Here is a 13,026-nt window from a genome sequence, read left to right as displayed (position 1 = left end):
GATAAGACGTTAATTAAGAACGCACGAACTAGTGTTGAAAATTTCTACCTTCTAATTAGAAGGTTTTCGCTCTTTTACGCACTAGTTTTATTAATTACCGTGTCATTATTATGTAGACTGCTTTACAACGGTTTTAGCAACTAGAAGTTGATTTAATTCTGTTCTAATTCCCAGTGGCGATTGATGACTGTTATATGTACGTGGTTAAAGCCTGAGAGATTGTTCTAAAAATAACATGTCTTCTTCAGTCCATTTTGTCTTTCTGCCTTTACAAGGGTTATCCCAAAGCCCTTCTGTGCCTGATTTTTTCCACCTATGTAACACTTCTCTGACTCTCCACCGCAGTCCATTTAAAATGTCCTGCTATTTTTTCTACGTACCACCCGTGTGCATTTAACCTAATTACCTCTGCTCGGTCTTTTTCTTTTTATAGTACATTTGTAGCCCTAAGTTTTAAAAGGGTTTCGTCTTCCGTGCGCGTGTTAAGAATACTCTCAAACGGGCGCCCTCCCGCTGTGTCACCTCAATGTAGATGCTTTTTCCGTATTTATATATCTTTACATAGTTTGTTTTATTGGCGCCGACTTACTTAGAAGCTTCATGTTGGAAAATTGGCACAGCTTATCTTCCCTCCCTGGTGCAGAAAAAGAAGCAATCGAAATTGCAAAAATATTAAATACTCGTTTACGCATGAATTGCTTATTATAAACGTAAAAGTTATTAAGCAAATTTTAGGAGCGTATATATAATATGGATAAAAATCAAATCATACAGCCTACAATACCCGAACATAGTTACAACTTCAAAAGCATTGAGCAGAAATGGCAAGCTATTTGGGAAGAACGCAAGACTTTTTGGGTGACAGAGAATCCAGAAAATCTGAAAGGTAAGCCTAAGTATTTTGCACTAGACATGTTCCCATATCCATCAGGAGCAGGTTTGCATGTTGGACATCCCAAATCTTATACAGCCACAGACGTTATTGCCCGTATGCGTCGGATGCAGGGTTACAACGTTCTACATTGTATGGGGTGGGATGCGTTCGGGTTACCAGCCGAACGTGCTGCAGTTCGCGAAAATATTCACCCTGCGGTAATTACCAAACGAAATATAGATAACTTTAAACATCAGGTTAAGAGATTAGGTTTTGCATACGATTGGGGACGGGAGATTAATACTACTTCACCCGATTACTACAAGTGGACGCAATGGATATTTCTCAAATTGTATGAAAAAAACCTGGCTTACGTGGCGGATGTACCAGTAAATTGGTGTCCTGCTTTAGGGACAGTTCTCGCCAACGAAGAAGTCAAAGATGGCAAATACATCGAAACGGGCGATGCCGTTGAGCGCCAGTTGATGCGACAGTGGATGCTAAAGATATCGGTATATGCAGAAAAACTTTTAAGAGATTTAGACGAGCTCGATTGGCCTGAAAGTTTAAAAGAGATGCAACGCAATTGGATTGGAAAATCCTCTGGAGCCGAGGTAGATTTTGCTGTTGAAAACACAGATATCTCTTTTACAGTATTTACAACTAGACCTGAAACTTTATTTGGTGTCACATATTGCGTTCTTGCTCCTGAAAACCCAGTGGTTGAAAAGATTGTTGTTTATGAGCGAAAAGCTTTGGTTCAGGCTTACGTAGAGTCAGCAAAAAACAAAACTGAGCTTGCTCAGACAGAACTTGCAATAGTTTTGACGGGTGTTTTCACGGGAGCTTATGCTGTTAACCCCTGTAACAATCAAGTTATTCCTATCTGGGTTGCTGACTACGTGTTAATGTCCTACGCAACAGGGGCGATTATGGGCGTACCCGGTCATGATGAGCGCGATCGCGAATTTGCAACAAAATATAATCTTCCTATTGTTGAGGTTGTTAGCGGGAGTAAAGAACCTATCGAAGAGGCAGCATATACTAGGGGTATTTTTTGTATAAACAGTGACTTTATTAACGGTATGGAGATAAATGCTGCAAAGGAAAAGATGATAGAGTGGTTGGAACAGACAGGTAAAGGTCGCCTTAAAGTACAGTACAACCTGCGGGATTGGTTGTTTTCCCGCCAGCGCTACTGGGGGGAGCCTTTTCCCATCGTACACCTGGAAGACGGCACTATCATGCCAGTCCCTTGCGACCAATTGCCTGTAAAATTACCTCAGATTGATGAGTACAAGCCTACCTCCGACGGCAAACCTCCCTTAGCCAGAGCTGAAGATGAATGGCTTATGGTTACTTTGCCTTCGGGACGCTGTGGAATCAGAGAAACAAATACGATGCCACAGTGGGCTGGTTCCTGTTGGTATTATCTACGCTACACAGACCCGAAAAACAATGAAAGACCTTGGTCGTTAGAAGCAGAAAGTTACTGGATGCCAGTTGACCTTTACATTGGCGGTGCAGAACATGCGGTTTTACATCTCCTCTACGCTCGCTTTTGGCACAAAGTCCTCTATGACTGCGGTCTTGTTTCTACAAAGGAACCTTTCCAAAGATTGTTCAACCAAGGGATGGTTTTAGCTTACTCATATCGAGACGATAGTGGTAAATATTACTACCCTACGGAGGTAGAGGAGCAAGGTGAAGAGTGGTTTGTCAAAAACGGAGAGCGACCAGTTCAAACTCAGATTGAAAAAATGTCCAAATCTCGCTTAAATGTAGTAAACCCTGACGAGATTGTGGATGAGTACGGTGCAGACGTTATGCGGGTGTACGGATTATTTATGGGGTCTTTAAGTGCGAGCGGTCCGTGGCAAAAGTCTGGTCTAGATGGCATTTCGCGATTTCTTAAAAGAGTTTGGCGCTTAATAGTTGATGAAGCAACGGGTAAAAACAGCAGAAAATTGGTTGATGCTCCCGGATATACGGAAGCAGATTTACAGAAGAAACTGCATAAAACTATTAAGGGTGTCACAGAAGACATTGAATCCATCGACAAAATGAACACAGCTATTAGCAAGATGATGGAGTTTGTGAATGTGGCTACAAACGCAAAAACACTTCCTATAAATACTATTAAGAATTTTTTGAAATTATTAGCTCCTTTTGCACCCCACATATCAGAAGAACTATGGATGCGTTTGGGTGAGTCGAGTTTAATAGCTGACGCTTCTTGGCCTGGGTATAACGAAAGTTTGTGTGTGGATGAAGTGGTAAATATTGCTATTCAAATTAATGGGAAAGTACGTTCTCTTTTGAGGGTGAATGCTGAAACAAAGAAGGAAGAATTGGAAATATTAACTCTGAATGACGAAAAAATTAAGAAGCTAATAAATGGAAAAACTATTACAAAGGTTATTGTTGTCCCTGGTAAAATTGTGAACTTGGTGGTGCAGTAACCTGCACTATATCTTGTTTTTTACTCTGGGAAGTACCATGTGGTTGCTAATAGCTGCATCTTGTAGGTGGTATTTTAATTACATAGGATAAAGTAAAAAATGAATTCAAAAGGAACTTTAATATTCTTTTGTGGAAAAATGGGTGCAGGTAAATCAACTCTATCCCGACAAATATCTCAAGAATTAAATGCAATACTATTGTCTGAAGATGATTGGTTATCAGCTCTTTATTCCAACGAAATCACCAATTTCGATGATTACCTAAAATATTCAAATCGGTTAAAACCATTATTGAAAACCCATATCACAAGCATACTTAATTCTGGGGTTTCTGTAGTGATGGATTTTCCAGCAAACACTAAAAATCAAAGAGCATGGTTCAAGCATATATTTTTAACTGAAAACATTCCCCATTGTTTAATATATCTTGAGGTAGATGACAAAACCTGCATAGAACAAATTTCCAAGCGACGAGAAAACAATCCAGAAAGGGCACTATTTGATACAGAAGAAGTTTTCCATCATGTAACTAGTTTCTTTCAACCACCATCTGCTGATGAGGGTTTCTTGTTCGAGATTGTACGACGCTAATTTGAGGTTTTTTATGTAAATATAGAATTTTGTTAGCTCATGTTAGATGTTATACCATTTTTATATAAAGATGCACATTGTGGTTCTTAGCTCCCCCCTTATTAAGGGGGGCTGGGGGGGATTTAATTAGTTGCAGCTTTATATTAAATTGGTATTATACTTTAACAAAATTGATAAGGCACTTCACACTCCTTCAATAGTAATAGCCCTACTTTTGTTACATCAAACCTAAATTACCCATCGCTTTCCATAGATTGCGTCGTCGTTGATGATTTACTTTCCATTCTGACAACAACATCTGATAATTCTCAGGTGATAATTCCTTCAATGCAGACATCCACGCTGCATTTGTACTGTAATCTGAATTTTGGGACATTTCCGGTTTAGGGACAAATTTGTGTAAATTTGCTTTCCAATAATCCATTACCCTTTCCCACAAGTCTGATGGTGCATATTCTTGGAGATATTGTCTCCGGGAAACATCATCGGGTGTAGATGTTAGACTGGGCGCAATTACCACCTCATAAAATTTAGGATAAGGATATTTTAAGAGGAACTTAATATCGGTCAAATCTTTGGTGAGCAAGCGCAAAACACCATATTCCCTACCCAATTTTTCACTATCTCCAGGTAAATTTGCCAACCACGCGAGCGCTTGCTGACCGAACCAAGCATGTCCAATTTTTTCGGATGTAATACTATCTAGTAACCAATGTAGCCACCAAATACTTACAGGTTGCTCTCTTGTATAAAAATTCGAGTAGCTATGTGGTGTAGCACGTTTAATTATCGAATTACGCCAAGATTCCAACAATGCTTGTCGAGTATTTTCAGTAACAGGTGTTTCTACAAATGCAGCCAACATTTTCGACCAATCGTAACAATACTCAAAGGTAATACACTGAATTTCCAGGGCATTTACCCGTTCGCTTTCTCCCAATTCTCGAACAGCTTGTTGGTAGTAGCGAAGTAATTTTTTTGCGTTTTCCTGATTGACATTACCGTGATAATATCCACCCATCAACAGAAAAAGTAACGAAGTTTCCGCTGTCCAGTCTTGGTTCTCGCGTTTGTGTTGTAACAAAGAATCTAAAGTTTCTTGGATGACTACAACACACTCGCGATATTCCTGTCTTGCCAACAAATCCTCAATTACAGGTAAACCATTTGACCACTGTTGTATAATAGTTGACCGTAGATTATTTAAATATACCTCTGGTGTTGCAAATTGACGCATTACCTCAATGTAAAACATATGCCAATGGGAATGGGTATTTTCTAGGTGATACTTCCACAGGGAATTTTCTTGCTCGCTCGTCATTCCCGTGAAAATCAACTGTTGCAAGCACATCTGGTAAATCACAGCAGAAATCGATAACAGCATCACCATCTAAACTAACGTGGACAAATTTTCTTCCCACTCCCGGATATTGTTAGCAAATTTAAACCCGTCTTGTCCTTGTTCTTGTGCTAATAACCATTCCCACTCCAACAAACAATGGGTTATCGCAGCTTCTAAATGAATCCCATCCTGAATTTCCATCCAGTCGGGAATACCATCGGAAATTTCGCTTTCTGCTTCTAATAAACTGATTGCAAAACCGTCATCATAGCCAAAGCCATTTTCAAAAGCTGTTTTTACCAATGGCTTCATTTTTGTGGCGATCTCTTCTAAATCCTCAACAAAAGTACAGTTATCGAAATAAGGTTCTTCCCAGTGTCGCTCTTGGACTATGTACTTCCCCTCCTCCTCGGATGCGAACCTAATGACTTGATTCCATTCAAGCCATAATTCCGACCAAGTTTGAGCATATTTTGCTAGGGAAGTCGGTTGGGTTTTGGCTGTTTTTTCTGGTTCAACTGTTGGAGACGGGTCAAGGATTTCGGTTAAAGTCGCTTTGGTGTCTGGTTGGAGTTTGGCTAAAGCCGTTAATTGTTGTTCTTCGGATAAAATTCCAAACAATTCATCAAGTAACTGGGAAATTTCCGTTTCGGTAAGTGCTTCAAAAATGCGGGAACCCAGAGAAACCCCTAGTTTAATATTACCCTGAGAATTACTTTGACTCTTTTTTGGCATCTCGCTCAACTCCCCCTCGCACTATACAAATAGCCTATTTCAAACAGCGGCAACGAGGATAGTCGAGCAAACATTATTTAACATGAACTCGCGTACCAACTCCTGTCGAGCATCACCCCCCTGAATTTTCTCAGGCGCCTCAATATGGAGATTAGTAAGCAGTTCTTCAAAGTTACCCTTCTGTACTATCCTTTCTGCTTGCAGTACATATATTCGGTCTGCCTTACGAATTGTACTCAATCGGTGGGAGATCGCAATTCGTGTGACTTGAATTTTTTCCAAACTTTCGCTCTCTCAATTGCCTGGGTTTTGTTATCAAATACGCAGTGGTTGTAATTCGAGTGGCACTTATAATACCACAGCACCTTATCTGGATAGAATTTTATTGTAAAGGTGGCGCCAATGATAAAAACCAAGGGTACCAATTTTCTGGAAGTATGTATAAATAATGACTTTAACTGCTATTTACGCTCATCTGTGCTACAAATATCTTCTAAAAAGTGAGTATGAGCTTTTTAATGTGGTAATATCTTGTCAAAAAAATAACATGTTCCATAGTCAATTAAGATGGGAGTCCTAAGTATTCTATCGAACGGCAATTTTTGCCGTTCGGAGAATCCGACTCAACACTTGCTGGTTAAAATAGCAATATTGTTTGGTATGAAAAATATTTATATTTCTTAATAAGTGAGATAGATAACCGTTAGAATGTATAATTATTGAGCTATTTTCTCATAGATATACAGGTTACATCTAATCAATAGTTCCGAATCAACATATGACACTTATCAAAAAATCTGAACAACTACTTCTCCTTAAAATTAAGAAAATAGAGGATGAAGAAGAAAATATTCAGCCTGATGCAAAGGATATTCCAGTGGTTAGTCTGGAGCAAAAACCTATAGTTATACAGAATCAGGAATCTAACTATATCCCAGTGCGCGACAACCCAATAGTTCAATCTGTCGGCAAGTCAGGATGGCAAATTTCTGATATTTGGAGAGATATTAGAGTCGATAATTTCTCTGATTGACGACGAAATTAAAGCTTTTGATTATTGCCATCTATATACTTCGCGTTCTAATGATTAAGTTGTTTGTTCACGTACAACTTAGATATTTTCAATTATCTTAATTAGAGCGAGATATTCTATTTCTGGAGATAATCGTGTTTTGAAATATATGCGAAAAGACCCATCGGAGTAAATCTTAAGGTCTTTTTCTTCAAATGATATTTCTTGCCGCTGTAACCATTTAATAACGGCGCCACTAAACTCAGCTAAAAACAAAGCAGGAAAGTAAATTCTTCCTTTAACTGCTCCAGTTTGTACGTGAGTTAATACTTGAAATTGAGGATGCGCTAAGACGATTGCCATAATAATGTTACCGTTTTTACATAGGTACGCACGGTAGAAAGGGAATGATATTAAACATCACTCCCTCATAGGCGCCAGTGCCGACTAATTTTTTTGACTATTGCACGTTGATTGTACGTATCAAAATACTTATAACTTCGCCTGAATTTGATGTAGGTACTAAGGGACTCCAATCATTAATATTGGCGTAACCAAGTTGATGCAAAACGCGAATCGTTCCGGTTACAGTTTTAGTTGAGCCAATGAGAGTATGTTTGATGGTCTCAGGTTCTGGTATTGAAGCTGGTATTGGTTGAGAACTGGCAATCAGCAAAGCATCCTTGTTATAACTTGGTACAAAACTTCGATGTTTTAACTTAATAAAAGATTGATTGACAATCTCAAATACAATACTTTGTAGCTTTCTCTTAAGTTTAGATTTGCTGCTTTGAATTGTAGAAGCTTGTAAAATAACCATAGTTGCTTTCCTGCTTTGATATCTATTTTTTACTAACAAGCCGTGCAATTAGTTTAATCACGCAAGCGTTAGTTCATGTTTATTAATGCCGTCAGGCATATTTTCAACTATGGTTTTATAAATTAAGAAGAATAAGGTAATAAAAAGCTACTAGCCTGTATGAAGCTAGTAGTAACATATGAGGCAGTAAAAGATATTACTTCTGATGAACTATGGTCTGGTTTTAATGCAAAAGCAGCTATAAATAAATATATATCCGATTTGCTTGTAGTCTGAATCATCTAAGGAGTTTGTAGAGGAATATATACTGTATTGTTTTGACAAATTTAAACAGTTTTTTGAAACGGCAGCAGTAGAAAATCAAGCTATGCTAATTTAGCTCACATAAATAACCAGATTCGTTGCATCATTCCAAAATAGTAACTAGTTAGCGCCTCCTTTAGCAGCAATAATCTGACTAAACTCTGATATAGCATCGTACTGATCAGCCATACGTGAATATCGAGCTATTAACTCTAAATCTAAGTCCGGTAGCAGTACACTTTTTGTAACTTTTTGATACGCGCCAGCTTGTAAAGAATAAACTGATACTAAACCATCTTCCCAATACCAAACCTCTGGTACATCTAAGCGCTTATATATTTCGAGCTTATTGATACCACCACTTGTAACCGTAATTTCTAAAATTAAATCAGGAATAGGTTTCTTCGTTTCTAAGTTATAGGACTCGTCAGGTTCTCGACGACCTCTATTCTGACTCCCACCCAGTGTTGCGCTCCCACGACCATAAAATCTAATATTTTTAATTCGCATATATGCTTCCAATAACATTGCCAATGTTTTCTTGGAATCTTCATGGTCATCAGATAGTGGAGACATAATTTCTAGAATACCATCCAGATAAGTTAGTCGGGCGCCTGTTCCCGCAAGAGTAACATCAAGTTGCTCTAGTTGTTCCCAACTAACGTCATGTAGCAAGACATAAGTGCTGCTAGGTGTGGTAGGTTGTTCGATGATTGGGTTTATCACGGTCATAAACGTGTACCACAAAGAAACTTATTAGTATATTATAGCTTAAGCGCGACAATTGAGATTAAAAACTAGTTTTAATAAAAAGGCACCGAATAAAATAAGAAAAAATTAACGCTTAAGGAAAATTCCTTAAAGCGTTTAATATTTGTATTGTTAAAATTACTGTTGATTCAGATATTTTACAAAATTTGAAACTTTCCAATTCAATCCGTGAACTCTATCAGCTATATTGGGTTTTGATGAGCTGCCGTTACAAAGCAAACAGCTATCACATTTTAAAGAATCATCTTCAGCATTGCGGCAAAGAATCTCATTATTACTTAAAGGTGCATCAGGAGCAATAATTCTAAATGTTCTCCAACCCATTCTCTGAGCTTCTTCCGCTTCTAATTCGGTATGAACTGATGCCATCAAATAATTTTTCCAACGGCAAGCATCATTTCCTAAATCTCTCCAACGATGTGTATAGCCAGTATGCTTATTTGATGCTAATATTATCGGTTCCCACACATCAAATGGTACTGCTGTTGGGTCTCCGTAAGAACCGATTCTGACTGGATAGCGGTATCGTTTTAATATTGCTATCTCGTTGGCGCCGAATTTCGGATAAGTGCCTGTTGTGTGCTTGCGGTAAACGTTATTTAAAGGCAGCATATTTACATAGCAACATGCTGATTTACTCATTTTCAGTTCACAATTTCCACATACGCCAAAATCCAATCCTTGCTTTGCTGCGCTTGTGGGAGTAAGATTTTTTTGTAATATCCACGATTGTATCATACTTCTTCCCGTTCGACGATTAGATGTGGGAAAAACAAAACCAGTTAATACTAAAAAGATAGGAGAACCATCTATCAAAGATTCTCCTTCCCAGACAAGGTAACTATTTTCTAACATATTGTGAAGATTGTGGTGCGTTTGATGAAGCGGTTATGGTCGCGCGCTTTGGCAGTAAGTAAAAAAGGGCGATAAAGGTTTATTTATCACCCAAATATTTACGGATATTAACGTGTTAATATGAGAAGCTGAGAAGATGAATAGTTGAAGTGTTAACTAAAGCGCAAATATCCTCTAGCATTATTTATATCTAGAGGATATTTTGCATAAATACCATTACATGGTTTTAGAAGCAGTTAGGCTCGTCAATCATTTCTGACGGGTAGCTAGCATTTGTGCGTTCTAAGTATTGTTGCCTACGCTGCCATGAAATTTGATTCTGTGCAATGAGGTCTTCGCGCGTCTTTCCAAACTTACGGATAGCGTACTCAAGTAGTTGTTCAAGGGAATAGCGCTTTTCTTGAACTTTACCAAAATCGTTAGCAAAACGCTCTTTAAACTCATTCCAATCAAATACTTCCTTTAAGGAACGCTTGGCAAGCAGTCCAGAAAGTTCACGTATAGCGTAGTAGACTTTTGAGTATACGCGCTCAGAATAATCAGCAATCGCGTAATCTCCTAAGACCGAACTGTCGATTGTTTGGAAAGATGATGTTGTAGCAGATTTTTGCTTCGGCATATCGAAAACTCCTAATTATTCAAACATGTACTGGGCGTCAGCCCAATAGTGTTAGTGTTCGTACAATTCCATTTGTTTACCACCAAGCTGAATCATCGCAGTCAGCCATCAAATCTTTCTTGTCACTGTACATTTGGTACTCAATCTCCAATTGTTCCAAATCAACATCCAATGCAAGAAGACGCACTTCGGACATTATTTCTTTAACCTGGTTTTGCTCACTTACACCTGCGTAGTAACTCTTAATAAATTTGTCGGCTTTACCCATAAATTTCTCAAGACTGGTGACAAAAGTTTGCTCAAAACTAATTTGCTGAATCATACATATTTCGCCAATTGCTTTCGTACTTATCAAAGGCGTGAGCCGCAATCTTGTTGGCGCCTACCTAGTTGTGTTCTAGTTTTGACTCATTTTTCTTGTTAACTACGTATTCCCAACTGCACTTACCGCGTTTGCCTGGAATAATCTCTAATTGTTCGCGTCTATAATAGAGAGTTAAACGAGTACCTTCAGCAATACCTGGTTTATCTTTAAAATAAATGAGATAATCGCCTGTTGCTTGAGAATAATAATCAACGACTCCAATAGAATTTGTTAAATCAAGCCAGTTGTGGCAATCGTACCCACGTACCCGAACTCTTGTACCACGTTGAATTACAAAGAAATCAAGCTCTAGTTGAGTTGTGTTGTTCTTATTCATAATGAAAATGCACGAATAGTTGGCGCGGCTTGTTGATTTCTCATTAATATTCATTGGGTAACAGTAATACTTTTTGCACTAGGTAAAGCTTGATGTGAGGTAAAGGAAAATTGGTGTATGGAATTTCCTGTCTCATAACTTCTTGATTTGTATCCAATTCACAAATTAAGATACCTGATTTATCTTGTACTACTAAACGCCAAATTTGGAATTCTTGAAGCTGAGGATTTGATAATAAATAAGGGTTTTGGTGCGAAGCAATAGCATCAAGTAACCAAAAGCATTCAGCAGCTTCAGCTAGATACTTAATTCCCGATGTGTATCTCATACCTAGCCAATGTTGATAAATGACATCTGAGCCGATAAGTTGCTTAAATTTAGCATTAATCTTTTCAACGCTTTCCACAACTTTTACCTCTATATATATTTTCATAAATTTAGAGGCGTGAGCCGTTTAAAAATTTTATAGTGTAGATAAAATTTATATATAGTAATAGTTATTATTGTTAAAATGCCAAAAACTAATGTAATAATATGAAGTAAATTCAATTAAATATTACGCGAGGTAACTCTACTAGGAGGCTTGAAAAAGATGAACTACGATTACTACAGACATCAAGCAATTATAGGTGCCCTACCATTAATCTCCCAGTATGGAATTGATAGATGTATCCACACATGCCGCAGGTTTTGCGATGTACGCTTATAAAGATGATGATTTTAAAGACATGCGACTGCTATATCTTGAATCAAAAAATGACCCTTGTTTAGACAAAATTAAGGAAGAAGCAATCGTTAAGTACGGCGCTCGCAATTTACTGTCAGCTTTTTATTACTGGGCTAATGACGTGTTACAGTCAGACCTCTGGTTCCAGAGTCATGTTCTTGCTGTCAACAGGATTTTTAACCAAACTAATGAACTGAATGATGGTGCAAAATAGATATTGTAATGTTTCACTAACTAACAAAATAGGCGCTACGAGTACTTGTGGCGCCTATACTGTTCCTAAGTAGTAGTATTAAAATCTAAGATATAGTTGTGTTATGAGTGTAAAAAATATACCACTAAGCGAAATAATTCCTTTTCTTGAATGCATCGCAAACAGAGATTTTGATAAGTTGAGAACTACTGTGCATCATTTTATGACACACCATCAAGCATCTGAACTTGAAGAAGTTTTTTTGACTAGAATCGAGCCTGCGCTTGATAAAGATTCATTGCAATGGCTTCTAACCGAAAAATTTACTAGACTTAACAGTGCTTTAAAAAAATCGTAGTAGTAAGAAATTCAACAAACATTTGTACGCCTACAAACTAGTTAAGAAGTGCCTTAAGGCGCCTCTAAGGAACATACCTTCGATAAGATACTCATTCACCGTTCGTACATGGCAAGATGCTAAGTTGTTAATAAATTAGTAATTTTACACTATACTGCTTGATGAATATTTATTTATAAACTACGCGCGCTCATACAGGCGCCTCCAAAAGTGCAAACACATAGTTAATAGTTACTACTAAGAATGGATTGTATAGTAGCATTATATACATCATGCTTAGAATCTGACATCTCATAACTTAAAACGCTCAAACAAGAGTCTTCGCGTTAAGATATATTTTTTGTGCGATGCAACACGAATTTAGGTACTGTAAATAATGGCTCACGCTAATACAAAAGAACATATTGCTCTTGCTGCACTCAATCAATATGCTGTGATGGCGCCAGAAATTCGGTTTTTGGTAAAAGCGGAAACGTAAGCTTTTACGTGGAAACACTTGAGTCAAATTTCCTCCTCCGCATTCACCAGGCATTGCCGGGGTTGCAGAATGATATATGGCAAAAACCAGATGTTATCGAATCAGAACTACAGTAGGGTAAACTAAATCTACTTATTTCTATGCAAAAGCATAAAATTAGTTGGATTTGTCTTTAATTGCTGCTA

The 13,026-nt window shown here is 37.8% G+C and carries 15 protein-coding genes and 1 pseudogene; 5 read left to right on the top strand and 11 right to left on the bottom strand.

Going from position 1 to position 13,026, the window contains the following annotated elements; translation table 11 throughout:
• The first annotated feature begins 750 nt into the window (after positions 1-750).
• The gene (gene leuS, locus DSM106972_RS25205; protein WP_127083275.1) at positions 751-3,336 is read left to right on the top strand and encodes a leucine--tRNA ligase; all 2,586 of its coding nucleotides are present in this window, start codon (positions 751-753) and stop codon (positions 3,334-3,336) included.
• 99 nt (positions 3,337-3,435) lie between these two features.
• Positions 3,436-3,927 carry a P-loop nucleotide/nucleoside kinase family protein gene (locus DSM106972_RS25200; RefSeq protein ID WP_127083274.1) on the top strand — a complete coding sequence of 164 codons (492 nt, stop codon included), beginning with the start codon at positions 3,436-3,438 and terminating at the stop codon, positions 3,925-3,927.
• 217 nt (positions 3,928-4,144) lie between these two features.
• Here DSM106972_RS25200 and DSM106972_RS53845 read toward each other — a convergent pair whose 3' ends face one another.
• The 3 genes and pseudogenes from DSM106972_RS53845 to DSM106972_RS25185 form a co-directional block, all read right to left on the bottom strand.
• The gene (locus DSM106972_RS53845; protein ID WP_233787463.1) at positions 4,145-5,311 is read right to left on the bottom strand and encodes a hypothetical protein; all 1,167 of its coding nucleotides are present in this window, start codon (positions 5,309-5,311) and stop codon (positions 4,145-4,147) included.
• Positions 5,312-5,317: 6 nt separating this feature from the next.
• Entirely contained in the window at positions 5,318-6,004 is a 687-nt protein-coding gene (locus tag DSM106972_RS25190; protein ID WP_127083273.1) for a hypothetical protein, read from the bottom strand.
• Between the two features lie 39 nt (positions 6,005-6,043).
• A pseudogene (locus tag DSM106972_RS25185) lies at positions 6,044-6,321 on the bottom strand (hypothetical protein); the annotation flags it as partial.
• Between the two features lie 461 nt (positions 6,322-6,782).
• Between DSM106972_RS25185 and DSM106972_RS25180 the strand changes: the two are divergent.
• Positions 6,783-7,037 (top strand): hypothetical protein, encoded by a 255-nt coding sequence (locus DSM106972_RS25180; protein ID WP_127083271.1) that lies wholly within the window; start codon positions 6,783-6,785, stop codon positions 7,035-7,037.
• Between the two features lie 78 nt (positions 7,038-7,115).
• Here the strand turns inward: DSM106972_RS25180 and DSM106972_RS25175 are convergent, their stop codons facing one another.
• The 8 genes from DSM106972_RS25175 to DSM106972_RS25140 all read right to left on the bottom strand — a co-directional run bounded on the left by DSM106972_RS25175 (position 7,116) and on the right by DSM106972_RS25140 (position 11,518).
• A complete protein-coding gene (locus tag DSM106972_RS25175) occupies positions 7,116-7,379 on the bottom strand; it encodes a hypothetical protein (RefSeq protein WP_127083270.1) in 264 nt (87 codons plus the stop codon).
• A 97-nt stretch (positions 7,380-7,476) separates the two neighbouring features.
• Positions 7,477-7,836: a hypothetical protein gene (locus tag DSM106972_RS55420; protein WP_325052211.1), complete on the bottom strand. Its 360-nt coding sequence runs from the start codon at positions 7,834-7,836 to the stop codon at positions 7,477-7,479.
• Between the two features lie 423 nt (positions 7,837-8,259).
• Positions 8,260-8,871, bottom strand: coding sequence for a Uma2 family endonuclease (locus DSM106972_RS25165; RefSeq protein ID WP_127083269.1), 612 nt, complete (start codon positions 8,869-8,871; stop codon positions 8,260-8,262).
• A gap of 156 nt (positions 8,872-9,027) precedes the next feature.
• Complete coding sequence (locus tag DSM106972_RS25160) at positions 9,028-9,765, bottom strand: hypothetical protein (RefSeq protein WP_127083268.1); 738 nt, start codon at positions 9,763-9,765, stop codon at positions 9,028-9,030.
• Positions 9,766-9,991: 226 nt separating this feature from the next.
• Positions 9,992-10,384, bottom strand: coding sequence for a hypothetical protein (locus DSM106972_RS25155; protein ID WP_127083267.1), 393 nt, complete (start codon positions 10,382-10,384; stop codon positions 9,992-9,994).
• 76 nt (positions 10,385-10,460) lie between these two features.
• On the bottom strand, positions 10,461-10,706 hold the full coding sequence (locus DSM106972_RS25150) for a Pb-reticulocyte-binding protein (protein WP_127083266.1): 246 nt from the start codon (positions 10,704-10,706) through the stop codon (positions 10,461-10,463).
• Between the two features lie 64 nt (positions 10,707-10,770).
• Complete coding sequence (locus DSM106972_RS25145; protein WP_127083265.1) at positions 10,771-11,085, bottom strand: hypothetical protein; 315 nt, start codon at positions 11,083-11,085, stop codon at positions 10,771-10,773.
• 43 nt (positions 11,086-11,128) lie between these two features.
• The gene (locus tag DSM106972_RS25140) at positions 11,129-11,518 is read right to left on the bottom strand and encodes a DUF6876 family protein (protein WP_127083264.1); all 390 of its coding nucleotides are present in this window, start codon (positions 11,516-11,518) and stop codon (positions 11,129-11,131) included.
• 220 nt (positions 11,519-11,738) lie between these two features.
• Here DSM106972_RS25140 and DSM106972_RS25135 point away from each other — a divergent pair, with 220 nt between their 5' ends.
• On the top strand, positions 11,739-12,026 hold the full coding sequence (locus DSM106972_RS25135; RefSeq protein WP_127083263.1) for a hypothetical protein: 288 nt from the start codon (positions 11,739-11,741) through the stop codon (positions 12,024-12,026).
• A 202-nt stretch (positions 12,027-12,228) separates the two neighbouring features.
• A complete protein-coding gene (locus tag DSM106972_RS54975) occupies positions 12,229-12,363 on the top strand; it encodes a hypothetical protein (protein WP_267901149.1) in 135 nt (44 codons plus the stop codon).
• Positions 12,364-13,026: the final 663 nt, after the last annotated feature.

Origin of the sequence: Dulcicalothrix desertica PCC 7102 (assembly GCF_003991905.1) — a bacterium.
GTDB classification, from domain to species: domain Bacteria; phylum Cyanobacteriota; class Cyanobacteriia; order Cyanobacteriales; family Nostocaceae; genus Dulcicalothrix; species Dulcicalothrix desertica.
Note: the sequence above shows the minus strand (reverse complement) of the source record. Positions and strands in the feature narration are given on the sequence as shown.